This is a genomic window from Paraburkholderia xenovorans LB400 (genome assembly GCF_000013645.1).
Taxonomy (GTDB): domain Bacteria; phylum Pseudomonadota; class Gammaproteobacteria; order Burkholderiales; family Burkholderiaceae; genus Paraburkholderia; species Paraburkholderia xenovorans.
Genome location: NC_007952.1, coordinates 2248344 through 2273504, shown reverse-complemented (window position 1 = coordinate 2273504; position 25161 = coordinate 2248344). Strand labels below are relative to the sequence as shown.

Below are 25161 nucleotides of genomic sequence, written 5' to 3'. Positions count from 1 at the left end.
GCATCACCCGATCTGGGTCGTGGTTACGGGAAAGAGCGCGGCTGCGTCGGGAACCTGCATCACGTGATAGATCGTGAATTCGTACACCGGCCCGCCAACCAGGTCCGACGGCGAGAACGGAAACGCCAGATTGCCGGCGGTCGCCTTGCGGCCCTTGAAATAGCCATGCAGGAACGAACTGCGCGCGAGCGAGAGCGCCATGTTCGCCAACTCCTGGGTCGGCGCGATCGCCTCGATCACCATGCCGATCTCGTGCGCGAGATGCGGCACCCGCTGATCGACGCGTACGCCGTTGCGGCCGTAGTAGATGAAATTGAGCTCGTACTCGCCGGGCTTCATGTCGTGCGCGGTCAGGCGTGCCACGTCGTCGCGCACGCGTGCTTCGACCTGATCGACCGCTGCGAGCAGACGCGGATCGGTCATGCCGGCTATCGTGATGGTCCGGTAGCCGCGCAGCTTCACGCCTTCGAGCTTGATGCTCGGCGGCATCTCCACGAGCTTGCTGCCGCTCACGCGCACGCGCCGGTCGTCGAGTTTTTCTATGTGCGTGTGTTCGAGGTCTACGAGCCCTTCGGGTTCGTAGAAGTGATGCGGATCGGGCTGCTCGTACATCATATGCGCGGCCACTGAAACCGGCGTCACGCCGCGCTCGGGGTTCATCGGCTCCAGTTCGAAATGATCGCGCCTGAGCGTGCCGAGCAGGCAGTCGTTCGCGGCGAGCGGCACCGCGCATTGCGCCCCGCATTCGAGGAGCTTCGCCATGTGGAACGCGAGTCCCATATCGAAGCCGCGCCATGCAGCGAGGCTCGCATAGATCGCGGTATCGCACGCGCGGCCCGCGATGATCACATCCGCGCCCGCTTCGAGCGCATTGACGAACGGATCGGTGCCCATCTGCGCGACGATGCGCGTTGCGTCGTCGACGTCCTGTTCGGTGAGCTCGGGCAGCACGCCCATCGACTTCACGCGGCCTTCGCGTATGGCCTGCTTGATCACGTTCCTGTCGATGTCGGCGGGGATCGTCGCGAGCTTGTAGCGCAGGCCGTCGCGGCGCGTGACTTCGTCGAGCACGTCGAGGAATTCTTCCAGATGCGGCTGGGCGCCGGCGGTGCCCGCCGTGCCGATCACGTAGGGCACGCCCGCATCGCGCGCGGCCTTCAGCGAGAGTCCCAGGTCGCGGCGCAACTGCTCGCGCTTGATCAGCGACTTGCCGCTGCCGAGGTAATACGGTCCCGGATCGGACGAGCCGTTGTCCGCGCCCACCAGATGCGGTTTGCGCGCGATGCCGTTACGCAGCGATGCTTCGGGAAAGCCGTAACCGAGATTGCCGGCCACGGCCATGATGCGCAATTCGTCTTCCATAGCGAGTTATCTTCCTGGTCTAATGATGGTTCTTCAGGCGCGGTTCATTCGGCGTGGCTGATTGGCGCCACGTCGAGCCGCGCGACGATCCCTTCGAGTTCGCGGGTCGGCGCCGGATAACGTTCCAGCACTTGCGGATCGTGCCCGGGAATCACGTGCTGCTTCGAATCGGCGAGCAGGTAGACGGTGTCGAACGCGTCGAGCATCTTGCACACGTCGCAGGCGTTCGAAAACGGCCGGCGTTTCTCGATGTTGTCGTAGAAGTGCGACGCATCCGATGCGACCACGACCCAGCCGCGCGCCGTTTTCACGCGCACGATCTGCAAACCGGGCGTGTGTCCGCCGACCGGCTGCAACTGGATGCCAGGCGCCAGTTCGGCGGGGCCGTCGTGCATCACCACGCGTTGCGCAAAGTTCATCTTCACCATCGCGGCAACATCGTCGGGCTCATAGTGGTGTGCGAAATGCGCGTTCTTCATATGGCGCCCGGTTGCGAAATGCATCTCCGGTTCCTGCAGATGAAAGCGCGCCGAAGGCAACAGCGTGAAGTTGCCGACGTGGTCGTAATGCAGATGCGTGATCACGGCGTCGCTGACAGAATCGGGATCGATACCGACGAGCCTTAGCGAATCGATCGGACAGCGCAGCACGCCGCGCCCGCGCTTTGCCGCGACCTCGGCGTTGAAACCCGTGTCGATCAGCACTGCGCGTTCGCTGTTGCGCGCGACCCACACGTAGTAGTCGAGCGGCATCGCGCTGCTGTGATCGTCGTCGCCGCCGATGAAGTTGTCGCTGCGCCAGCCGTCGCGGCGCGCGTACTTGATCGCGAATAGTTCATAGGTATCCGAAGCGCCTGTCATTTACATGCCTCCAATATTGAGGGGTTTCTTTACGTCGATGCCCGAGTCGCCGCCCGCCTGCGCCTGTACTTCCTCGAGCGTGCGCTGTCTGGTTTCGACGCCGAGCGTGATGAGAATCACGACGAGCAAGGCGAACAGCGCGGCGATGAACGAGACCACGCCGAGCAGTCCCGCGAGTGCATACATGGCCGCTACCACGTAGGGCACGCCGACGTTGACCGCGCGTCCCGCCGCGTTCGCGAGTCCGACACCGCGCAGCCGCAGCCGCGTTGGGAACAGCTCGGTCACGTAACACGCCACGCCGAGCGCGGAGGTAACGTAGATGCACGTCGTCACGCCGAAGCCGACCAGCGCGATCGTCACCGCATGCGTGACGTACGGATACGCCATGCCGATCATCGCTCCGAGCGCGGAGAAGATCACGAGCCCCCATTTGCGGCCGATCCTGTCGGCGATCGCCATGCTGATCAGCGACCCGGCCGGCCCGCCCGCGAACATGGCCGACGTGATCAGCAGGGAATGGGTAATGTCGAAGCCCTGCTTGACGAGAAAGGTCGGCACCCAGGCGACGAACGCATACATCGCCGTAAAGGAAATACAGATCACCGAGATGCCGACCAGCGTGCGCGATAGCTGCCGCGCGGCGAACAGATCGCGCAGACGGCCGGGCTCTTCTTCCTGCGGCGCGACCGGCAACGGCGCGTCGCGGCGCAGGCTTTGCGCTTCGATCTTCTCGACCACTTCGCGTGCTTCCTGATGGCGTCCTACCGCCGCAAGCCAGCGTGGCGACTCCGGCATTTTCTTGCGCAGATACCAGATCACGAGCGCGCCGATGCCGGGAATCGCGAACATCCAGCGCCACCCGAAATGCGGAATGATCAGGAAGCCGCACGCCGCCGAGACCAGTACCGACGAGTTGGTGATCAGGTTCAGCAGTGAAGCGAAGCGACCGCGCGCATGCGCGGGCATGAACTCGTTGAGCGTGCTATAGCCGACCACGATCTCCGCGCCGAGGCCGATGCCCATGATGAAGCGCAGCACGATCAGCCACGTCATGGATGGCGCGAACGCGGCCGCGATCGAGGTGAGGCCAAAGATCAGCAGATTGAACTGATACGAAAAACGCCGCCCGAAGCGATCGCCGATCACGCCCGCGCCCCACGCGCCGAGCGTGAGGCCGGCAAAGCTCATCGAAATGAATAGCGCGTTCATGTGCATGTCCGACAGACCCTGCTGCACGAGCGCGCCGAGCACGCTGCCGGCAAGGAAATTGTCGAATGCGTCGAAGAACATGCCGCCGCCTATCAGGCCGAGCAGCCGCCAGTGAAACGGTCCGGTCTCGAGCGCATCGAGCCGCTGTGCCACGTTTGCTCCATAAGCCGACATCGTCTGTCTCCCATGTTGTTGTCATCGCAAGCACCTTTGGCTTCAAAGGCGCGCAACCGTGCATGCCGCGGAATGGCGCTCAGGAAAACGCCATTTGCGCGGCAAAGAACATTGCTTCGATCAACGGCTCTTCGCGGCGGCGCGCAAGGCTGATGAACGACAGCGGAATTTCGATCGGCACTTCGCGCGAGATCGCGGCGCCGTATTTCTGCGCTTCGTCGATCGCCACGGTTTCGCGCGCGAGCGACAAGCCCACACCCGCACGCACCAGTTCGATCATCGAGGCTTCCAGATCGACCTCGGCCGCGACTCGCGGCTTCGCGCCGACCGATTCGAATGCGTGCGTCAGCAGCCGGTGATGCATCGACGTGGGCGGCGTCCAGATCCACGGCAACTCGGCCAGTTCCGCCCAGCCGCGTCCGTTGATACGTTCCTGCCAGCCTTTGGGTGCGATCACGTAATAGGTGATCGGCATCAAGGCAATGGCATGCAATTCGATGCCGTCGCTTTCCGCTGGCGTGCCGAGAAAGAAGCCAACGTCGAGCGCACCGCTCGCAAGCTGTTCGAGTATCTGCCCCGTCATTGAGTGACGCAGGCGCGTTCGCACTTCCGGATAGTGGTTCGCCATGTATTGCAGCACTGCGCCCAGCCGAATCGTCTGCGGATTGAGGATCGTGCCGATCGAGACGGTGCCCGACAGAATGCTGACGAGGTTGTCGGCGGCGACGTCGAAATTGCCGATTGCATCGAGAATCTGTTCGGCGTAGGGCAATAGCTTGAGACCGTCGGCGGTCAGCGTGAGACCGCGTGGCGAGCGCGTCAGCAAACGCAGCTTCAGTTGATCCTGCAGATTCTTCAGTTGCACGCTGACGGCGGGCTGCGTGAGATTGAGCAACCTGGCCGCCTTGGTCAGACTGCCCTCGCGCGCGACCGCGACGAATGCGCGAATGTGCTGCAGATCGTTGATGCTCCGGCTTGACGGTTTGCCGGAAAAGAGCTTCGAGAGAGTCATTGGCAGGGACGCGAATGGCCGCAAACGCGGCACGGTCAACGCGCCAGGACCTGTCAGCAGCTCACGCATGGCCGGCCGCCGCGAGAATGCGGCGCGCCTGCGCGAGCACCGGCGCATCGACGAGCTTGCCGTCCACAGCAACCGCGGCACCGCTCCCCGCGACTTCGCATACGCGCGTCGCCCACTGCAGTTCGCGCGGCGTTGGGCCGAGCCCTGCCGTAACCGGCGCGATCTGCTTCGGATGCACGCACAGCTTGGCGCCGAAACCGAAGGCTCGCGCGCGCCGCACTTCGTCGTCGAGCGCCGCGGGGTCGTCGAGGGTCGTGCAGACGCCGTCGACGGCCGGCAGCAATCCCGCCAGGCGCGTAAACAGCAGGATCTGCGAGCGATAGTAATGCAATGGCTCGCCGATTTCATTCGCGCCGATGTCGAGCGCGAGATCGACCGTGCCTAACATCAGACGTTCGACGTGCGGCGCGCGCGCGAGCGCCGCCAGATTCGCGAAGCCCGCTGCGGTTTCCATCAGCAGATGCAGCGCCCAGGCCGGTTTCAGGCACGCGATGCGCACGATTTCATCCACATGCTCGGCTTTGGGAATCACGATGCCGTCAATGTCGAGCGCGGCGCAGGCGTCGAGATCCGCGTCGTACCACGGCGAGCCGTGGCTGTTGATGCGCACCAGCAGTTGCACGCTCAATGCGCGCGCGGTGCGGGCGAGGGCGGGCAGCGTGGCCGACAGCGAAGCGCGTGCGTGGTCCTTGCGCGCGTGCTCGACCGCGTCTTCGAGATCGACGATCACCGCGCCGGCACCGGCGCGCGCGGCCTTCTCGAAGCGCTCGGGGCGCGTGGCGGGGGCGAACAGATACGTGCGTGGTGAAGGTGACATGGACGATTGGTTAGAAATGAATAGTGATGTCGGTGGCTCAGATCACGCCTGCCGCGCGCAGCGCGGCGAGGTCCGAACTGCTGCAGCCGAGCAGGTCGCCGAACACCTCGTCGTTGTGGCTGCCGAGCGTCGGTCCGAGCCATTCGATCGCGCCGGGCGTTTCCGACAGACGCGGAATTACGTTCGGCACCGCGACGTCGCCGGCACGTGAAGGCATGGTGCGGATATTGCCGCGCGCCTCATATTGCGGATCGTCGAAGATGTCGGCGACGCTGTACAGCAGGCTGGCGGGGACCGAGCCTTCGTCGCACAGGCGCAGCACTTCGTCGTGGTCGCGCGCACCGATCCAGTCCTGCACCAAAGCGTTGACCGCGTCGATTGCAGCGATCCGCACGGATGCGCGTCCCCACTGATCGTCGTCTGCCAGCTCGGGGCGTTGCATGACGTGCGCGAAGCGGCGGAATATCTTGTCGTTGGTGCAGGCGATCGCGATCCAGCGCTCGTCGCGGGTGCGGTAGTGCGCATGCGGCGCGACGTTCACCGCGTTCGCGCCCATCCGTTCGCGCACCTTGCCGAACATGTGATAAGCCGGAACCATCTCGTCGAGCACGCGGAACATGGGTTCATAAAGCGCGAGATCGACGCATTGGCCGTGGCCGGTACGCTCGCGGGCTTGCAACGCGATCAGCGCGCCGATCGTCGCGTACATGCCCGAACCATAATCGGCAAGCGAGGTGGAGCCCGGCGTGACGGGCACGCGGCCAGGTTCGCCCGCAAGATAGGCGAGCCCCGAAAACGCGTGCGCCACGCGCGCAAAGCCTGGTTTGCCGCGATTCGGGCCATCCTGCCCATACGCGGAAATGCGCACGAGGATCGTGCGCGGATTGAGCTTGTGCAACGACTCGAAGTCGAGGCCCCATTTTTCGATCACGCCCGGCCGGAAATTCTCGACCACGATGTCGCAGCTAGCCGCGAGATCGCGCAGCATCTGGCGGCCGCGTTCGTCGGCGAGATTGAGCGTCACGCATTTCTTGTTGCGGCTTTCCGTGAGCCACATCAGCGTGTCGCCGCATTCGGTCTCGGTGCCGAAGCGGCGCAGCGAATCTCCCGTTTGCGGCGGCTCCACCTTGATGACTTCCGCGCCGAACTCGGCGAAGATCGTCGTGCAGAACGGACCGGCCACGAAGGTTCCCAGGTCGAGCACTCGCAAGCCTTCCAGCGCTTTCATGCGGATTCCTGTTGCAGTTGTCATGATGGAGATGCTCGGCGCGACGAGCGCGAGCGTCCATTGAAATGTGCGAAAGGTCGATATAAGCAACGCTAAATAATGCGCTGCGTCACGCACACAGCCAGCCTGCTGAAGCCTTTATGGGTAGGGCCTCGGCGCGTTTCTCCGGGCACGCGGCTGCTGCGGAGCAACAACGCGCCTCGCTGGGCATATCGGTTTGCGGTTTCGTAAGGTCGCTCATAAGATAAGTGTCACTCCCTTCGCGCAGTTCGCCCGTCGTTGGTTTGCATGCGAGGCGGCGCGCTTTCACTCCTGACTTGTCACTTTGGATGCCTAATGACTTCACCTACGCTCAAGGGCCGGATTACGTCGTTCGTTGCCGCTGGCGGTTCGTGGCCCGCGTCGCTCGATCCGCTGATCGCGATCAGCCCGGAATTCGTCGAGGCTTACCTCGCATTCGCCGGATGCGCGTATCGCAACGGTCCACTCGAACCGAAGGTGAAGGCACTCGTGAGCTTCGCGCTCGAAGCGTCGGTCACACATCTGAACGCGGTTGCCGTGCGCCGCCATTGCCGCGAAGCGCTGCGCCTGGGCGCCACGCGCGACGAGCTGCTCGAGACGCTCGAACTGATCAGCGTGATCGGCGTGCATGCGTGTGTGATCGGCATGCCGGTGCTCGAAGAGAAGGTTGCGAACGACCCGCGCAACGCAATCGACACGAGCCACGCCGACGCGCGCCGTCAGGCGATCAAGCGCGAATTTACGGAAAAGCGCGGCTACTGGAGTGCGATCTGGGACGGCACGCTCGCGCTCGATCCGGACTTTTTCGAGGCGTTCACCACGTTCTCATCGGTGCCGTGGGTGCACGGCAAGCTGCCGCCGAAAGTGAAGGAGTTCATGTACATCGCCGTGGATGTATCGGTCACGCACCAGTACGTGCCCGGTACGCACGTGCATATCGAGAACGCGCTGAAGTACGGCGCGACGCCGGCGGAGATTCTCGAAGTCATGCAACTGGCGAGCACGATGGGAATAGCCAGCTTCGAGCTGGCGCTGCCTATCGTGCTCGACGAGATCGCCGCGCGCGAAGCGCAAGCGGCGCTCACTCCGTAATCTGCGCGAGGCGAGCGCCCATAACATCGAAAAGGAAGAGGAGACACGCAATGGACACCGCATACGACACGCAACGGATCGGCAAATCACGCTGGCTGCGGGTAGGTCTGATCGTTTTTGTCAGCTACCTGGTCGCGTTCGCCGATCGCACCAACATCGGCGTTGCGGCGCCGCAGATGGCGCACGATCTGCAACTCGGCACGACGATCACCGGCGCGCTGCTGGGCGCATTCTTCTGGGGCTATCTGGTCACGCAGATTCCCGGCGGCTGGATCTCGACGCGCATCGGTCCGCGCCGCGTGATCGCCGTCTCGATGTTCATCACCGGCTTGATGGCATGCCTGACCGGCATGGTGCACACGCTGCCCGCGCTGATCGCGGTGCGTGTGGTGATGGGACTCGCCGAAGGCGTGATCTGGCCGTCTTTTTCGGTGATCTTCGTGCGCTGGTTTCCGGCACGCGAACGGGCGCGCGGCATTGCGTTCGCGCAATATGCGCTGCCGTTGTCGTCGGTGCTGATGGCGCCGCTCGCGGGCTGGATGATCGACGTATTCCACTGGAAGACGATGTTCGTACTGCAAGGCCTGCCAGCGATCTTCATGGCCGTGCTCGTGTGGATGTTCGTTTCCGACGATCCGGCCACCGACCGCTGGCTGTCCAGCGCGGAGCGCGACTTCATCACGCAGCAGCGTCTCGCGGGAACCGGTGCGGACGGCAGTTTCGGCAGCGTGCTGAAGCGCTCGACGGTATGGCTTCTCGCGGTCGTTGCGCTGTCGTGGATCATGGTGATTTTCAGCTTCGGGCTGTGGATGCCGAGCCTCATCAAGCAGTATTTCCCGCACGGCTTCGCGGCGGTGGGCTGGTTGACGGCGCTGCCTTCACTGTTTGGCGCGTTGTCGATGTTCGTGAACTCGTGGCTGTCGGACAAGCCGTCCAGCATCTCGCGCGGCTGGTTCGTCGCTGTGCCGCTGGTGGTGGGCGGCGCGGCGCTGCTCGCGCAGCACTATCTCGAAGGCGGCGTGGTGTTCACGATGGTGATGTTCTGTATCGCCGGTGCGGGGCTGTTTTCGCCGGCCGGCACGTGGTGGGCGTGGGTGATCAGCAAGGTGCCGCGCAATCAGGCCGCGCCGTCGGTCGCGATGATCAACATGTTTGCGAGCTTCGGCGGCGTGGTCGGGCCGCTGATCGTCGGCTTCTATGCGCGCGGTGGCAATCTGTCGAACAGCTTCTACATTCTCGGCTATTTCCTGTTCGGCGCGGCCGCCGTGATCGCGCTGCTGATCCATCGCACGCAGCAGCGGGATGTCGAGGCGCCTACGGTACCGCTTGCGCTGCATTGAGTTTTCTTAGTGCAGGTTTCACCCGCGATGTCCGCAGGCCGGGGCCGGGGGGCGTGGGCGCCCCCCGGCGCGACATAGTGCTACTTCATCACCTCGGCGTTACCCACCGCGTTGCGAGCCGTTCCGGACCGTTCAGCGGCCGACTTCGACATGGCGATCGCCACGCCGCCCAGCAGCGCGGACGCGCCCAGTGCGATCAGCGAGAGTTTGTAGTCGGACGAGGCCGCGCGTACATAGCCCACCATCAGCGGCCCCAGGAACTGTCCGATCAGATTGCCGACACCGCTCACGAACGCCACGGCCGGCATGGCCTTTCTCATCGGCAGGATCTCGGTGAGCCGTGCGAAGACCAGCGGCATCAACATCTTCAGCGTGAAGCCGAGCGCAATGAACAGCGCAATCTGCAGATAGAACAGCGGGGCAGGAACGAACGCGGCCAGCACCATCAGCGCGCCGGTGAGCATGGTCGGGATCGCCGCATGCCAACGGCGCTCCTGGCCATGCCGGTCGGAGCGGCGGCTGATGTAGTAGATGCCGAACATCGACATCACGAATGGCGCGCCGGACAGAAAGCCGATCGTCGTTTCGCTCAGCTGTCCGTAGGATTTCATCACCGATGGCAGCCACAGCGTCGTGCCGTACAGCAGGATCGTATTGAGCCCGAAGCCGATCGTCAGCAGCCAGACGGCGGGTTCGTTGAAGATCGTCCACCACGGGTCGTGCTCGGGCTTCGTATAGCCCGCCTGTTCCGTGGCGAGATCGCGGCGCAGCACGTCGCGGTCAGCGGCTGAGAGCCAGCCTGCCAGGTCGAGGCTCTGCGGGATCGCCTTGAACCACACAAGGCAGAAGATCCATGCGGGCAGCCCCTCGGCGATCAGCATCACGCGCCAGTCGAAATGGGCGATCAGCGCGCCGGAAATCGGGCCGGCAAGGAAGCCGCCGAGCGGCGCGCCCAGATTCCAGATGCCGAACGCGCGCCCGCGTTCGGGCCTCGTGAACCATTGCGCAAGAAGCATCGAGGTCGCCGCGTAGATCGGACCTTCGGCGCAGCCGAGCAGAATGCGCACCGCGACGATCTGCCAGAAAGTCGTTGCCACGCCGGTCAGCATCGCCGCGCCGCCGAACAGCAGCAGACAGATCGCCACGAGCCGGCGCGGCCCGAACTTCAGCGACATATAACCGCCGAGCAGTTGCGTGAAAGCATAGCCCCACGCGAACGCGCCGCCGATCCAGCCTCCCTGCACGGACGTGAGGCCCAGTGCCTTCGTCATGTGCGGCAATGCCATCGCGATGTTCACGCGATCGAAATACGACAGCATGTAGACCGCGAAGACGATCGGTAACACGATCGTCCATCGGCCGCGGCCGATGCCTTTGAAGTTGTCCGGATCGGATGGGGTCACGGTAGTCTCCTTGTATGTTGTTCTGGCGATGCGATGCACGAAGCGTGTTTGCGTTCATCGGGACGCTTCGCGTTGCCGCGTCCCGATGCCTGTTTCATTGATCGAGCGGCGCGCCGTCGATGGTGCTGCGCATCGAGACCGGCCGGTGCAACGGCGCCCGGCGATGCTCCACGTCGTCCACCAGTTCGACGCCGATACCCGGCGCGTCCGGCACCGTGATGAAGCCTTCCTTCGGCACCGGATGATTCTTGACGAGATCGGAGCCGAGCAGATTCTGCCCGGACTTGAGCACGAGGTTCTCGAAGCCGGTCGGGTATTCCTGGATCGCAAAGTTCGGCACTGAAGCGGCCACCTGCATGCACGCCGCGAGGCTGATCGGCGACAGGGGGTTATGCGGTGCGATGTCGACGTTCTGCGCTTCAGCGAGTGCGGCGATCTTCTTCGCGCCGGTGATCCCGCCGCATACGCAGACCGACGTGCGCGCATAGCGCACCCCACCGCCCGCCAGTTGCAGATGGAATTCGGCCGGCGTGCTGAAGCGTTCGCCGGTCGCGACGGGCACGCGGATCGCGTGACCGACGGTCGTCATCTGCGTGTAGAACTCGGGGCGCAGCGGGTCTTCGAGCCACATCGGCGTGAGCGGCTCCAGCACCTGGCCGATCGCGATCGCTTCGGCGGGATTCAGACGCCGGTGCATTTCGATCAGCAGATCGACGTCCGGTCCCACTGCCTCGCGAAAGGCCATTACCCGCTCCTTCGCGTCGCGCACCTTGCCGGCAAAGGAGCGGAAGTAGACATCGCCTTCCGGCTCGTCGAGGAATGGGTTGATATGGCCTATGGCGGTGAAACCTTCGGCGCGCAGGCGCCGGCAGTCCGCGAGCACTTCGTCGAGCGTTTCTGCGTACACATGGCCGTATACGCGCAACTTGTCACGGTATGCGCCGCCGAGCAGTTGCCACACGGGAACCTGCAGCCGCTTGCCGAGCAGGTCCCAGAGTGCGATGTCGATCGCCGACACGGCCGCGTTGACCGCGGTGCCACGAAAATGCGAGAAGCGCTGCATCACGTTCCAGTGCCGCTCGATCTGGTTGGCGTCCTTGCCGACCAGATATTCGCCGAACTTTTCGAGGGCGGCTTTCGCAGCCTCGATGTGTCCCCACGAGCCGGCCTCGCCGAAACCGGTCAGCCCGGCTTCCGTGCGGATCCGGGCGTAGAGGAACTGGCCGACGTGCAGTGCTTCGACAGAGGTGATGCGGTGAGTACTCGATTTCATGGGTGGATCCAGCCAGCGGCCTTGATGAGGTGATGGAAGTGGTTGTGCATGCACCGATATCCACGCCGGTCAATCGGCGCATGTGGACGTAGTGCCGGGTCGCAGCCCGTTGGCGGCGACACTCGTCAAGGCTCAACTCTAGGTAGCCGCCGATGCATTGGGAATCAAATTCTGTAGTGTTGTTTCTATATTCTATATAGAATTAAACGATGACCCAACTTGATCTGAGTCCCGCTTTCGTCCGGCTTGCGCGCCACATGCGCGAACGGATAGTCGGCGGCGAATGGATGCCGGGGCAGTTGCTGCCTGGCGAAGAAGCGCTCGCCAAAGAGTTGAAGGTGAGCGTCGGCACAGTGCGCAAAGCGTTCGACGTGTTGAGCGGCCAGGGCCTCGTCGTCCGTCAGCGAGGGCGGGGTACGTTTGTCGCCAGAGCCACCAATGAGCGCGCGTTCACGAGCTTCTACCGTCTGGTCGACCGGCGTGACGACATGCGCCGCCTGCCGGTCGATACGATTCTGCTGCGCGAGCGGGCCGCCGCCCGTGAGGACGAGCGTGCCGCGCTGCATCTCGAAGCGGGGGACCTCGTTTATCGGCTGCGCAGGCTCCGTTCGCTCGGCGAAACGCCGCTGGTACTGGAGTCGATCGCGTTCCCGTATGCACGGGTGGGCGGCAAGGAGTGGGGAAGCGACGATGCACCCGCTCACCTCGTGTATTCGTTTCTCGAGCAGCAGTGCGGCGTGTCGGTGAGCCGGGTCGAAGATCGCCTGCAGGCCTGTGCGCTTCCCGAAGATGTCGCCGTAGACTTCGGTCTTCCCAGCGGGCAGCCGGTGCTGCTGAGCATTCGCGTGGCGTTCGACCTGCAAGGCGCGCCGGTCGAGTTCCGGCGTTCATGGGCGTCGACCCAGACTCATGACTATCTGAGTGAGTTGCGTTGGATCGGTGCTAATGAGGATGCCTGAGGTTTATGGCGGACCGCGCTCGATCCAGGGTACGGAACAATGCAACGCAATGCAACGCAATACAACGCGAAGTGCGTAGTCGTGCGCCCAGTTACAGAACGACGGATCGCGCCGGCCGGTTCTCCGTATGCGGCGCTCGGGCACGGCGGTGATCAGCCGCGTGGCGAGCCATGCTGATGTCGTGTCGCCGCGGCGCGGCATGCTTCGCGGGTAGCCAGGATAGACCCGAATAAATCGCGTCCCATTTAAACTGGTCATGCGAACGCCACCTCGCCGCGTCCATGACAGGAAGCCTCCAATCCCTTCTCTGGCAGTTCTATCGCGGTTCCGGACGGCGCGCGGTCCGTCTATGGCCGCGCGCCTTGCATTATTTGCAGTCATGGGTCGTTGATTATTTGTCGCTTTACGCGACCGATACACGTCGCAGACAATTTTCATAAGCCCGGTGACTCCGTTTGTGTCGTACGCGGTGCACACGCAGGTGTATTGATGCAGTGCAAACCATTCCAATGACCGGTGTAGGGCTCGCCGGCAGTTGGCATATAAAAGAACTCGCTGACCGGCCTCGCACCGGCGCGTGCAAGGAGACATGATGAAACGCTCGAAGGTAGGGGCCGCGCTGGCGCTGGTCGCATCCGTGCTCTGTTGGAGCAACGCGTCGCAAGCGGAGGTGGGCGTCACGCCGACATCGATCCGCATTGGCATGGTTGCGCCGCTCACCAGTTCGTTCGCCTTTGGATCGCTGGCGCTGCTCGGCGCCGAGGCAGTCTATAAAGACGTGAACGACTCCGGTGGTGTCAACGGCCGCAAGATCGAGCTGTCCGTCGTCGATGACGCGTGCGATCCGAATCAGGCAATCGCCGATACCAAGCGGCTCATCTCCCAGGACCAGGTGTTCATGATCCACGGCGGCTGGTGCAGCGGCAACGTCATGGCCATGAAACCGGAACTGGCCGCCAATCCCACGCTGCCGTTCATGGACCTCGGCGCTGCGAGCGCGTCGATCTCCACGCCGACCCAGCCCAATATCTTCCAGCCCGTCGCGACCACAATGACGGTATCACAAGCTATGGTCGATTTCGCGCTGTCGAAGACCGGCGCGAAGCGTGTGGCGATCATCAGTACGTCAGACGATTGGGGGCGCTCGCATCTGAATCCGATTCTCGCGGACCTGAAAGCCAAAGGCCTGACCCCGGTCGAGAACGTCACGATGGACCGCGGCGACACCGATGCCACCTCGCAGGTGCTGCGCATCAAGGCCGCCAAACCCGATTTCGTGCTGGCGGTGCTGTACGCGCCGGAGCTGACCATCTATGTGCGCTCCGGCTTCCGCTACGGGTTGAATGCCCCGATCGTCACGACAGAAGGCGTGTCGATTGAAGATATGGTCAAGCGTGTCGGCAACCCGGCGGCGACGAAGCAACTGTTCGTTTTCTACCCGCTTTCACAGCCGCTCAATGCGCCCGGCTTCAGGAAGTGGGTGGACATGTATCGCAAGTACAACCCGGGCCAACCCGTCGAGACCATCAGCTTCATGGGTATGACCGGTGCGCTTGCGATCGTGGAGGCGTTGAAGCATGCAGGCCCCGATCTGACGCGAGAAAAGTTCATCGCCCAGCTGAATAACCTGAAAGGCTTCGATCCGGGCGTGCAATCCGGCCCGCTGACGTTCTCTGCGACGCAGCATGCCGGCATTAACAGCGGCAAGATGATCTACTGGGCGAACGGCGATCCGAAGATCGTCGCCAGCTATCCGGGCCAGTCGCAATAAGGTCGCCGCGGCACTACAGCATGGAGCATCGATGCTTTCTCAACTGATTGTTAGCGGGGTCGTTGCCGGCAGCCTGTATGCGCTGATCGCGCTCGGCATGACGATCCTCTATCGCGCGACGACGGTCGTCAACTTCTGCCACGGCGAGTTCTTCATGCTGGGGGCGTTTGCGGCGATGGTCGCGCAGCGCAGCTTCGGCTTCTCGTATGCGGGCTCGGTCGTGTTCTCGTGCGTGCTGCTGTTCGCCATCGGCCTCGCGGTGGAGCGCGCGCTGATGCGGCCGTTGCAGCGCGCACCGCATATCAGCCTTGCCATGATGACCGTCGCGCTTTCATATCTGATGAAAGGCGTGGTGCGCTTCTTCTACGGCCGGGAAGTGGATCCGCTGCCGCCGATGATCGGAGGCGATCAGATCAGCTTCGGCAGCATCAGCGTGATGCCGGACGATCTGTTGACGATGGGCTTCACGCTCGTGGTCGTCGCGGGCTTCTTTGTGTTCTTCAAGGCGACGCAGGCCGGGAAGGTGATTCAGGCCGCGTCGCAGACTCCGCGCGGCGCGTCGCTGGTCGGCATCAACGTGCCGATGCTGCGCAATCTGATGTGGGGGACGGGCGCACTGCTGGGTGCTGCGGCCGGCATCCTGATTGCGCCCACCACGCTCGTCTATCCCGACATGGGCGCAACCATGCTGATGCACGCGTTCGCCGCGATGACGTTGGGCGGATTCGGTTCGCTGCCCGGCGCGGTGCTCGGCTCGATCGTGCTGGGTGTCGTCGAGAACGTGATGGGCGGCTTCGTGTCCAGTTCGCTGATCGACGTGACGGATTATCTGGTGATCATTGCGGTTTTGATCGTACGCCCGCAGGGGCTGCTTGGAGAATCGAGGATAAGCCGTGGTTGATAATGTCCTTCGCCGCGCGAGCGGTTCGAACCCGGCATGGCTGGGCAAGCCGTTGCTGCTGGTTCCGCTGTGCCTCGTCCCGCTGTTCGTCAACGACTACGTGCAGTTCATTGTCAATACGATCGTCGTGTACTGCATTGTCGCGGTCGCGTTGAATATCGTGCTCGGCTATCTTGGCCAACTGGCATTCGCGAATGCCGCGTTTTTCGGCATCGGTGCGTATACCGCGGGGTTGTCGATGGTACATCTGGGCTTGCCGTTCGTCGTGGCGGTTCCGCTCGCCGGCATCGCGGGCGGCCTTGCCGGCTTACTCGTCGGCCTGCCCGCGCTGCGCGTGCGCGGCTACTATCTGGCGATCGTGACGCTGGCGTTCGTCGAGTTGATGAGGTGGGTCTGGATTCACGCCGAGAAGGTCACTTTTGGTTCAGGCGGCTTTGACGTGCCGCCGATTTCCCTGTTCGGCATGACGTTGGGCGGCCGTGGCAAATACTATGTATTCCTGTTCGTCACGGTCGCCGTATTGTGGACGACGTCTTTGCTGTTGCGCTCGCGTTACGGCCGCGCATTCGTCGCGGTGCGCGACAACGAGGCGGCGGCCGCATCGCTCGGTATCGAGGTGAATCGCACGAAAATTATCGCGTTCGCGTGGAGCGGGCTGGTCGCGGGTCTCGCCGGCGCGCTTTTCGCCGAACTGAACGGCCGCTTGTCGCCCGACTCGTTCGACATTTCGCAGATGCTGATGGAGTTCACGATCGTGATGATCGGCGGCCCGGGAAGCCTGGCCGGCTCGGTGATCGGCGCGATCATTATCACGGCGTTGCCGAATGTGCTCAGCAATTTGCCCGGCTTGAACGAAGTGGCTTTCAGCGTGCTGCTGATCGCGGTGCTTTTCCTCATCCCCAAAGGCATTGGAGGCTTTCTCGGCACGCATGTGCCGATGCTGCGCGAACGACTTTACAGGGACGACAAAGATGCTTGACGTACAGGATCTCTGCGTCCAGTTCGCGGGCCTGAAAGCCGTGCAGGATCTCTCCTTCAGCGTGAAGCCGGGACAGATCATCACGCTGATGGGACCGAACGGCGCCGGCAAATCGACGGCGTTCAATGCGATCGGCGGAATGATCCGGCCGACTTCGGGAAAGGTTCACTTCGACGGGCGCGACATTACCGGCGAGCGGCCCGCAAAGGTGGCCGCGTTAGGCATCCGTCGTACGTTTCAGAACAATGGCATTCTGCGCGAGATGACGGTGATCGAGAATGTGCTGACGGGTCTCGAACTGTCGACGCAGAGCACGTTCTGGGGCGCCGTGACCGGCATGCCCGGGTCCTCGCGCGCGGAGCGCGACGCGGTTCGCCGGGCGCGCAGTGCGCTCGAACAGATGGGCGTGCCCGAGATCGCCGAACGCATTGCCGGCGACCTGTCGTTCGGGCAGCAGCGGCTCGTCGAAATCGCTCGCGCGACAGTGGCGCGGGCACGCATGATCATGCTCGATGAACCGGCCGTCGGCCTGTCTCCCGGCGAGCGCGTGCACCTTGGCAGCGTGCTCCGCGAACTCGCCGCGAATGGCATGGCCGTACTGATGGTCGAGCATGTGCAGGATCTGGTGATGGCCGTATCGGACGAAATCCTGGTGCTGAACTACGGCAAGAAAATCGCGCATTGCGCGCCTTCTGAGATCCGCCACAACCGCGATGTGCTGGAGGTCTATCTTGGCCGTGCATGACACCGTTCTGAAGATATCGGACCTCGACGTGCGCTACGGCGCGATACCGGCGCTGCACGCCGTGGATATGACGTTGCGCGAAGGCGAGGCGGTGGGTTTGCTGGGCGCGAACGGCGCGGGCAAGACGACGCTGCTCAATACGCTGTCCGGCTTCCTGCGGCCGAGCGCCGGGCGCATCGAACTATTCGGCAAAGACATTGGCCGCGCGGCACCGCACACGATCGTGCGGCGAGGACTGCTGCATCTGTCGCAGGAAAGGGATCTGTTCGGTGAACTGACGGTGATCGACAACCTGCGTATCGGCTCGATCTCGCGCGCGCCGAAAACGGCAAGCCGGAATCTGGAGCGGGTGTTCCATTACTTTCCGCGGCTCAGGGAGCGCGTGTCCCAGGCCGCCGCGACGCTGTCCGGCGGTGAGCAGCAGATGCTGGCAATCGGCCGTGCGTTGATGGCGGAGCCCACGATCATGCTGTTCGACGAGCCTTCGGCAGGCTTGTCGCCGCTTTTTGTGCATGAAATCGGCGCGATGATGTGCGCATTGCGCAAGGACGAGGGGATGTCGATCGTACTGGTCGAGCAGAACATGAAGCTCGCCGCGCAGGTGGTCGACCGTTTTCACATTTTACGTGCCGGCCATGTGGTCGCCGAGGGACCGGTCAGCGAACTCGAGAAGGATCACGAGGAACTGGCGCGCGAATATTATCTTTGAGCGCGCTGCGACGTGAGTTGCGGTTTTGCCGCTTGCCGCGCGAGCCTTGCTTTGCGAGGCACGCACCTTTCAGGTCGTCGGTGGAGCGCCGCCGATCCGGGCCATGCTGCCGGATGTCCGCCTTATTTTGTCGACGTAGTGGAAGCCTTGCAGGTAAGCGCCGCCATAGAGCGCGAGCAAACCGTAACCGTGGATATCGTCTGCGCCCATCAGCTTCTGTGCGTGCTCGACTCCCCACCCGTGGATATCGCGCATTGCGCCTTCGGATTCGAGTACCAGCGTCTGCCCTTTCCATGCGCGAACCCCCACCCGTGCATTCTGCAAACCGGTCGGCGCGTCCTTGTCCATCTTCAGATGCACGTTCGGTAGCAGGCGAGCTACCGCAGCGGTTGGCCGCCAGGGGCCCGGAGGGCCGGAAAACGCCGAGTAGGAGAGATCCGAAGCAGCCGCGATCGCGGCGACAGCCTGGGCGCTATTGCGAGCCTCACGCAAGTCACGCGGATTTGCGCAATCGAGGTGAGGCACCCAGGGAAGTGTCACATCGATACGATCGGCGCCGCCATCCTTCGCGCCTTCGAGCATCGTTGCGACGAGGTTCAGGTAGATGTTGCAAGGGTAGCGCTTGAAGACCAGCGTCTCCGCGGCTTTGGAGCCGGATATGGATAGCTTCTGCGCATCGGCGCGCCCTTCGCCGAACAGCGTGGTGAGCGCGCGTTGAAAGTCGCGCGAGGCGCTCCAGCCCTGCGACGCCAGTAATGCGGCTTCCAGACCGTGAAAAGCGCCCCAGCCGAAATGGGTCATCCCGATCATCGACGCCGCACTGTTGATTCCGAGGCCCGACGCGCGCGTCAGCGCAATCGCCAGCGCATTCACGCATTGGTCGGGCGTGAGGCCGAGCATGCGGGCGCCGCTGCCCGCCGCCGCTAGTGCGCCGAACACGCCGGGGCTGTGAAATCCTACGCCTGGCCGCGTGCCCGTCAGCGCGCTCCTGAAGCGCCATGCGATTTCGATACCGGCCAGCACGGCGGAAGCGACCGCGCGATCGCTTCCTGCGGTGGATGTATCGGGATCCGCCTGCAACCCATGTGTAATGCACGCTGCGAGCGTAGCCGGCAGGACTGTGTGCGAAGGGCCGGGGTCCATCGGGTCGAGGTCCGATGCGCCCGCGAGGGTGCCGAGATAACCGATTCCGCCGAGCGGTTCGAACAGGCCCGCTAGCATCCGCGACGCCGGCTGGTCCCGTTGGACCGATGCGGAAAAAGGCCAGACCCATGATTCGCGTTCGACGCCAAAGAGCACGCATAGCAGCGATGCGCGAATCGCCTGGTCGAGCGTCTCTCTGGCTCGCGGCGACCCGGCGTTTATATCCGCGCTCGCGATCATAGATCCGAGTTCGATAAATCCATCAGACATCCTGATCTCCCCGCTTGTCCCGAGAAAACGGTGCTTCAGTATAAGCAGCGTGGGCGACGTTGCCTGCACGATATTCGCGCGCGGCTTGGATGAGCGAGGGTCATGGATTCCGACAGAAATATCGATTGAGCGTGCGGGTGAATTCTTCAACAATCGCTTATGACCTGACGTGAGGCAGGAGTGCGGACACGCATGCCGGAGATCGGCGGCCCCGCTGACATGGCCGCGGCGAGTCCGCGAACGGATACTCGGAAAAAGAAGGATATTGCTATGGTGTCGGGAGACGATCTGAATTTCGATGTGGTGGTCGTCGGCTGCGGCGTGGCCGGTCTGAGCGCCGCGGTAGCCGCCGCGGACGCGGGAGCGAAGGTGGCGGTACTGGAGCGGGCGACGTACGACGAGCGCGGCGGCAACACCCGCTACACGGAAGCGTATCTGCGGATGAAAAGCGAAACGGAACTCTCGCACGACTTCGAATCGCTTCTGATGAACAACAGCGGCTATTACACCCAGCCCGATTTCGTCGAGTCGACGATCCAGGACTACGACAACTGGTCGCCGATCGTGCGTGCGTTGCCATTTACGGATCCCGAACTGATCTCGTTCTTCATCGATTCCGTTCCCGATGCGGTTGCATGGCTCAAGCAGCATGGAATCACATTCGGAGAAGCCGGCTTTTACGGGTTGACGCCGCGCCCGTCGCCGCGGATCGCGGTCAATGGCGGTGGCTGGCAACTGGTCGAAACAATGACCGCATATGCGGAAAAAGCAGGGGTGCGATTCTTCTATGAGACGACGGCCGGCGATCTGATCCAGACCGCGGCAGGCAAGGTGTGCGGAGTCACGGCGACCGATCCGAAGAACGCGCCGCTGCGGTTCTATGGAAAATCCGTGATTCTCGCGAGCGGGGGCTTCCAGGGCAACCCCGAGATGGTGGTTCGATATATCGGCCCGAAAGGGCGCTATCTGCGTCCTGTTGCGCGGGGCGGGTACTACAACAAGGGTGAAGGTATCAGCATGGCGCTGCGACTCGGTGCGGCGCCTTCGGGTGACTATGCGGAATACCACGGGCAGCCCGTGGACCCGCGTTCGAGCGTCACGGAAGCGCTCGTGATGATCTATCCCTATGGCATTCTGATCAATCGCGACGGCAAGCGTTTCATCGACGAGGCGCCCGGAACTATCGATGCGCACTACGAGGAGACCATCCGCCTGATCGCGGAGCAGAAAAAAGGCATAGCGTACTGCATTCTCGACGACAAGATCAATCGCATCAAGAACTGGAAGCGTTGTGTGCGCTCGGATATGCCGCCCGAGACCGCGCCGGACATCCAGACGCTCGCCGCGAAACTCGGGTTCGACGCCGAGACTGCGCAACAGACGATCGACGAATACAATCGGGCATGCACAAGCGGCGCGTTCAATCCGGAAGCGCTGGACGGACTGGCGACAAAAGGCTTGTCACCGCGCAAGTCGAATTGGGCAATGCCGCTCGACACGCCACCGTTCCATATCTACCCGATCATTTCTGCAAACACGTTCACGCTAGGCGGTCTGAAAGTAAACGTGAATGGGCAGGTGATCAAGAACGAAGGGTGCATACTGCCGGGGCTGTATGCGGCGGGTGAGACCATTGGACTGTATTACGGACGCTATGCGGGTGCCACGTCCGTGCTCCGGGGCGCCGTGTTCGGACGGCGGGCCGGCGAGCATGCGGCATCGCAGTGAACGCCTTCGGCGTCGACGCAGATGGACCTATGAGCCGGCAGCGTCCTGGTGAATGAGAAGGAGACAGCATGTCGCAAAACGATCCTGACCTCTCGCGTGCGTCGCCCCCCGGACTGACACACGTGCTCGTCGAGCGCGCGCTTGGCGTCAGCTTCGATGCGTTGCCTGAAGACGTGCGGCGCATCGGGCGCGACTGTCTGGTTGACTGGCTCGCATGCTCGTTCGCCGCGATCGACGAGCCGGCGAGCCGGATCGCCGCGGAGATCGCGAGAGAGGAGGGCGGCCATCCGCACGCCACGGTGCTCGGGCACACGTGGCGGACCAGCATGATTCAGGCTGCGCTAGTCAACGGCACCACGTCGCATGCGCTGGATTATGACGACGTGAATCTCACGGTGCCGGGACACATGTCGGCAGCGATCATTCCCGCGCTATTCGCGCTTGCGGAGCATCGTCAGGCGAGCGCGGCCGGCTTCATTGCCGCGCTCGTGGCGGGTCATGAATTCGCGTGCAGCGTGGGCAAGCTCGTCGAGCCGGCTCATTATGCGAATGGATTTCATGCGACCGCAACGATCGGCGCCCTTGGCGCTTCCGTTGCGTGCGCGCATCTGCTCGGCCTGTCTCAGGTTCAGGCTTGTCATGCGCTGGGCGTTGCCGCCACCCAGGCGGCGGGACTCAAGGTGATGTTCGGCAGCATGGCCAAGCCCCTGCATGCCGGGCTCGCGGCGCAAGCAGGTTTGCGCGCCGCGTTGCTCGCGCAGAAGGGCTTCATCAGCCGCACGGACGTGCTCGAATGCGAGCAGGGCTTTGCCAGTGTGCATGGCAGCGACTTTCATCAGCGCGAGGCCTTATCCACGCCGGCGAACGGTTTCCATATCCGCAATCTGCTGTTCAAATTCCACGCGGCCTGCTACAGCACGCACTCGACCATCGAGGCCGTGGCCGCTTTACGGCAGCAGCACGCCATCGACGTTGATGCCGTGAAGCAGATCGATGTCGTCGCGGGCGAAGGCTGCTCGATATGCAATATTCAGTCGCCAAAAACGGGCCTGGAGGCCAAATTCAGTTTGCGCGCGTGTGCCGCTTTTGCGCTTCTTGGAATCGACACGAGTGATCTGGAGGCATGGAACAGGGTGACCGAGGCGGCCGTGAGCGCGGTGCTGGATCGCGTCAAGGTCGAACTGGTGCCGGGCATGACCTTGAGTGATTCCGTCGTGACCATCAGGTCGAAGGACGGTGATGAATGGACACTTGCCTACGATTGCGGTATGCCGATCGCCGACAAGGCCGCACAATCGGCTCGCCTCTTCGCCAAGTTTCGCGCGCTCGCAACGCCTGCGTTAGGTGCGCAGCGCACCGCTCAACTGCTTGCCGTACTCGACGGATTCCTGCCTGACGGCCGCGTTGCGCAACTGGCAGAGCATTGCCGGATCCGATGCGATTGAGACCGGCGTGCGGCTCACGCTTCGATATGATTGGTTCTGGCTGTGAGCGGATCGCTGGCCAGTTCGTCGAGCAGCCATTTGCGAAACAGTTCGAGTGCGACATCGCCGACATGCCGTGGCGAGCTCAGCAAATAGTAAGTGCGCTCCGACGGCACTTCATAGGGAAAGACTTTCGTCAGAAAGCCTTTTTGCAATTCTTCCTGAATCAGAAAGCTCTGCGCAATGGCAATGCCAAGGCCCTGCTGCGCCGCGAGATAGACCATAGCCGATGATTCGAAGCGCAGCCCCCGTTCGAGGGGCACGTCATTCGCGCCGACTGCGTTCAGCCAGACGCCCCAATCTTCGGGTCGTGCCATTGAATGCAACAGCATGGCGGACTTCAGATCGCCGGGTTCGCGCAGAGGCGGTTGAGATGAAAGTGCGGCCGGCGCGCCAACTGCAATCAGGCGATAGTCGAACAGTTTATCGCCGCGCAAGTCGTCTTCCAGCGGACCATTGACCGTGCGTATCGACGCATGGATATCCGTGTGATCGAAATCGAGCGGCGCTGTCGATGCGGTCAGCCGCACGTCGATTTCAGGGTTGATCTGCTGGAATTTGCCGAGTCGGGGAATCAGCCAATACATGGCGAATGTCGAGTAAGCCTGAAGATTCAGGATGTTCTGACGTCCCGACACCTTCAGCCGGCGCGTGGCCAGATCGATGCGCGAAAATGCTTCGACGACTTCGTACATATACGCTTCGCCTTCGGGCGTCAGCGTGACGGCGCGATGGTCGCGATAGAAGAGGGGAATGCCGAACAGCTGTTCGAGATGTCGAACGTGGCGGCTGATTGCCGATTGCGTGACGAACAACTCTTGCGCGGCTTTGGTAAAGCTCCGATGACGCGCTGCGGACTCGAATGCCTTTAGCGCGGCGAGCGGTGGAAGTTGCGACATGAAGCGAGCCTTCCATAATTTTGACTCATGGATGCTAGCACAACAAATCGATTGAGGGACCTCGGGTTCGCGAGCAGAATCGTTGCCGACCCGCATCCATTGCCTGTCAGAACATTTGGACTTCGTATCACGTCCGTTCGTCTGTACGACGGACGATGACGCGCCAGCCGGCGCACTGTCCTGACGAACGCGCGGCTTTTTTTTCAAGGGCGCCACATGAAACGCTATCAGTTGTTCATCGACAACGAATGGGTGGATCCGCATTCGGGCGCCTGGTTCGAAACCGACGATCCGTTCACGGGAGAGCCGTGGGCGGAGATTCCGCGGGCCGACCCGACGGACGCGGATCGCGCGGTTCGCGCGGCCGAAAAAGCGCTGGAGGGACCGTGGTCGACACTCTCGGCGAGTGAACGCGGGATGCTGATGTACAAGCTCGGCGCGCTGATCGAGCGTGATGCGGAACATCTCGCGACGATCGAAAGCCGCGATAACGGCAAGCTCTTTCGCGATGTACTCGGCCAGATGAAGTACATGGCAAAGTACTACTACTATTTCGGCGGTCTTGCCGACAAGATTCAAGGCGCGGTCGTGCCGATCGACAAGCCGGGGATTTTCAACTTCATTCGCTATGAACCGATGGGTGTCGTACTGAGCATCACGCCCTGGAACTCATCGTTGCCCTTGACCACGTGGAAGATGGCGCCGGCTTTATGTGCCGGCAATACGATAGTGTGCAAGCCATCCGAATTCACGTCGGCGTCGCTATTCGAACTTGCGAAACTGTTCGTGGAGGCCGGATTTCCACGAGGCGTATTCAATGTCGTGACGGGCTTCGGGCCGGAGATCGGAGCGTCGCTCGTCAGTCATCCGGGTGTCGCGCGGATTGCGTTCACCGGTGGCGATGAAGCGGGGCGCAAGATTTACGCGGCGGCGGCACAGCACCTGAAGCGCGTCTCTCTCGAACTGGGCGGCAAGTCGCCGAATATCGTGTTCGACGATGCGGACCTCGACCAGGCGGTCAACGGTGTGATCTCCGGCATTTTTTCGGCGACCGGCCAGACCTGCGTCGCGGGTTCCCGTGTGCTTTTGCAGGAATCGATACACGACGCGTTCGTCGAACGGGTTGCAAAGCTGACCAGGGCGGCGAAGGTCGGCAATCCGCTGGATCCGGCGAGCGAGATCGGACCGATCACCACCAAGCCGCAGTTCGAGAAGATTCTCGGCTACATAGACATCGCGACCAGGGAAGGCGCGCGCTGCGTGGCCGGCGGCCGCGCGCTTTCCGGTCCCGGGTATGGCGCGGGCCGATTCGTCGAGCCGACCGTTTTCGTCGATGTGACGAACGACATGCGCATCGCCCAGGAGGAAGTGTTCGGACCGGTGCTGTCGATCATCAGATTCAAGGACGAAGAAGACGCGATCCGGATCGGTAACGACATCAAATTCGGACTCGCAGCCGGGGTGTGGACGAACAGCCTGCATCGCGCAATGTTGATGTCGCAACGCCTGAAGGCGGGCACGGTATGGATCAATAACTACCGCTCCAGCAGTTTCACCACGCCTTTTGGCGGCTTCAAGCAAAGCGGCATTGGCCGCGAAGGCGGTATCGAATCCGTCAAGGAATTCATGGAGGCCAAGAGCGTCTGGATGTCGAGCGATCTGAAGATGCCAGCGCTGTTCGCCGGCAAATGATGATCGACGCACGCGACA

The 25161-nt window shown here is 62.7% G+C and carries 21 protein-coding genes; 11 read left to right on the top strand and 10 right to left on the bottom strand.

Going from position 1 to position 25161, the window contains the following annotated elements; genetic code table 11:
• Positions 1 to 3: 3 nt before the first annotated feature.
• The 6 genes from BXE_RS32030 to BXE_RS32005 all read right to left on the bottom strand — a co-directional run bounded on the left by BXE_RS32030 (position 4) and on the right by BXE_RS32005 (position 6734).
• Positions 4 to 1362, bottom strand: coding sequence for an acyclic terpene utilization AtuA family protein (locus BXE_RS32030; protein WP_011492277.1), 1359 nt, complete (start codon positions 1360 to 1362; stop codon positions 4 to 6).
• Positions 1363 to 1406: 44 nt separating this feature from the next.
• The gene (locus BXE_RS32025) at positions 1407 to 2222 is read right to left on the bottom strand and encodes an N-acyl homoserine lactonase family protein (protein ID WP_011492276.1); all 816 of its coding nucleotides are present in this window, start codon (positions 2220 to 2222) and stop codon (positions 1407 to 1409) included.
• Positions 2223 to 3608 carry an MFS transporter gene (locus BXE_RS32020; RefSeq protein WP_011492275.1) on the bottom strand — a complete coding sequence of 462 codons (1386 nt, stop codon included), beginning with the start codon at positions 3606 to 3608 and terminating at the stop codon, positions 2223 to 2225.
• 79 nt (positions 3609 to 3687) lie between these two features.
• The gene (locus BXE_RS32015) at positions 3688 to 4689 is read right to left on the bottom strand and encodes a LysR family transcriptional regulator (protein ID WP_148223031.1); all 1002 of its coding nucleotides are present in this window, start codon (positions 4687 to 4689) and stop codon (positions 3688 to 3690) included.
• Positions 4682 to 5506 carry an HpcH/HpaI aldolase/citrate lyase family protein gene (locus BXE_RS32010; RefSeq protein ID WP_011492273.1) on the bottom strand — a complete coding sequence of 275 codons (825 nt, stop codon included), beginning with the start codon at positions 5504 to 5506 and terminating at the stop codon, positions 4682 to 4684. Before BXE_RS32010 ends, BXE_RS32015 begins: the two co-directional genes overlap by 8 nt.
• 37 nt (positions 5507 to 5543) lie before the next feature.
• Positions 5544 to 6734: a CaiB/BaiF CoA transferase family protein gene (locus tag BXE_RS32005; protein WP_011492272.1), complete on the bottom strand. Its 1191-nt coding sequence runs from the start codon at positions 6732 to 6734 to the stop codon at positions 5544 to 5546.
• A gap of 336 nt (positions 6735 to 7070) precedes the next feature.
• Here BXE_RS32005 and BXE_RS32000 point away from each other — a divergent pair, with 336 nt between their 5' ends.
• Together BXE_RS32000 and BXE_RS31995 are read left to right on the top strand one after the other, a co-directional pair.
• A complete protein-coding gene (locus BXE_RS32000) occupies positions 7071 to 7847 on the top strand; it encodes a carboxymuconolactone decarboxylase family protein (RefSeq protein WP_040124569.1) in 777 nt (258 codons plus the stop codon).
• Positions 7848 to 7897: 50 nt separating this feature from the next.
• A complete protein-coding gene (locus BXE_RS31995; RefSeq protein ID WP_011492270.1) occupies positions 7898 to 9187 on the top strand; it encodes an MFS transporter in 1290 nt (429 codons plus the stop codon).
• A gap of 80 nt (positions 9188 to 9267) precedes the next feature.
• Here BXE_RS31995 and BXE_RS31990 read toward each other — a convergent pair whose 3' ends face one another.
• Positions 9268 to 10590: an MFS transporter gene (locus BXE_RS31990; RefSeq protein ID WP_011492269.1), complete on the bottom strand. Its 1323-nt coding sequence runs from the start codon at positions 10588 to 10590 to the stop codon at positions 9268 to 9270.
• A gap of 94 nt (positions 10591 to 10684) precedes the next feature.
• Positions 10685 to 11863 (bottom strand): mandelate racemase/muconate lactonizing enzyme family protein, encoded by a 1179-nt coding sequence (locus tag BXE_RS31985; protein WP_011492268.1) that lies wholly within the window; start codon positions 11861 to 11863, stop codon positions 10685 to 10687.
• 209 nt (positions 11864 to 12072) lie between these two features.
• Here BXE_RS31985 and BXE_RS31980 point away from each other — a divergent pair, with 209 nt between their 5' ends.
• The 6 genes from BXE_RS31980 to BXE_RS31955 all read left to right on the top strand — a co-directional run bounded on the left by BXE_RS31980 (position 12073) and on the right by BXE_RS31955 (position 17927).
• Complete coding sequence (locus BXE_RS31980) at positions 12073 to 12822, top strand: GntR family transcriptional regulator (protein WP_011492267.1); 750 nt, start codon at positions 12073 to 12075, stop codon at positions 12820 to 12822.
• 589 nt (positions 12823 to 13411) lie between these two features.
• Positions 13412 to 14593, top strand: a complete 1182-nt coding sequence (locus tag BXE_RS31975) for an ABC transporter substrate-binding protein (protein WP_081435595.1) — start codon at positions 13412 to 13414, stop codon at positions 14591 to 14593.
• A 31-nt stretch (positions 14594 to 14624) separates the two neighbouring features.
• Positions 14625 to 15494, top strand: coding sequence for a branched-chain amino acid ABC transporter permease (locus BXE_RS31970; protein ID WP_011492264.1), 870 nt, complete (start codon positions 14625 to 14627; stop codon positions 15492 to 15494).
• Positions 15487 to 16473, top strand: a complete 987-nt coding sequence (locus BXE_RS31965) for a branched-chain amino acid ABC transporter permease (RefSeq protein ID WP_011492263.1) — start codon at positions 15487 to 15489, stop codon at positions 16471 to 16473. The genes BXE_RS31970 and BXE_RS31965 overlap by 8 nt, the downstream gene beginning before the upstream one ends.
• Positions 16466 to 17218, top strand: coding sequence for an ABC transporter ATP-binding protein (locus BXE_RS31960; protein ID WP_011492262.1), 753 nt, complete (start codon positions 16466 to 16468; stop codon positions 17216 to 17218). The genes BXE_RS31965 and BXE_RS31960 overlap by 8 nt, the downstream gene beginning before the upstream one ends.
• Positions 17211 to 17927: an ABC transporter ATP-binding protein gene (locus BXE_RS31955; RefSeq protein ID WP_011492261.1), complete on the top strand. Its 717-nt coding sequence runs from the start codon at positions 17211 to 17213 to the stop codon at positions 17925 to 17927. Before BXE_RS31960 ends, BXE_RS31955 begins: the two co-directional genes overlap by 8 nt.
• 69 nt (positions 17928 to 17996) lie before the next feature.
• Here the strand turns inward: BXE_RS31955 and BXE_RS31950 are convergent, their stop codons facing one another.
• Complete coding sequence (locus BXE_RS31950; RefSeq protein ID WP_011492260.1) at positions 17997 to 19340, bottom strand: MmgE/PrpD family protein; 1344 nt, start codon at positions 19338 to 19340, stop codon at positions 17997 to 17999.
• A 270-nt stretch (positions 19341 to 19610) separates the two neighbouring features.
• On the opposite strand from BXE_RS31950, the gene BXE_RS31945 reads away from it, so the two are divergent.
• Together BXE_RS31945 and BXE_RS31940 are read left to right on the top strand one after the other, a co-directional pair.
• Positions 19611 to 21068, top strand: coding sequence for an FAD-dependent oxidoreductase (locus BXE_RS31945; protein WP_011492259.1), 1458 nt, complete (start codon positions 19611 to 19613; stop codon positions 21066 to 21068).
• Positions 21069 to 21136: 68 nt separating this feature from the next.
• A complete protein-coding gene (locus BXE_RS31940; protein WP_011492258.1) occupies positions 21137 to 22513 on the top strand; it encodes an MmgE/PrpD family protein in 1377 nt (458 codons plus the stop codon).
• 14 nt (positions 22514 to 22527) lie between these two features.
• Here BXE_RS31940 and gcvA read toward each other — a convergent pair whose 3' ends face one another.
• Entirely contained in the window at positions 22528 to 23451 is a 924-nt protein-coding gene (gcvA, locus tag BXE_RS31935) for a transcriptional regulator GcvA (RefSeq protein ID WP_011492257.1), read from the bottom strand.
• A gap of 216 nt (positions 23452 to 23667) precedes the next feature.
• Between gcvA and BXE_RS31930 the strand changes: the two genes are divergently transcribed.
• Entirely contained in the window at positions 23668 to 25143 is a 1476-nt protein-coding gene (locus BXE_RS31930) for an aldehyde dehydrogenase (RefSeq protein ID WP_011492256.1), read from the top strand.
• The last annotated feature ends 18 nt before the right edge of the window (positions 25144 to 25161 follow it).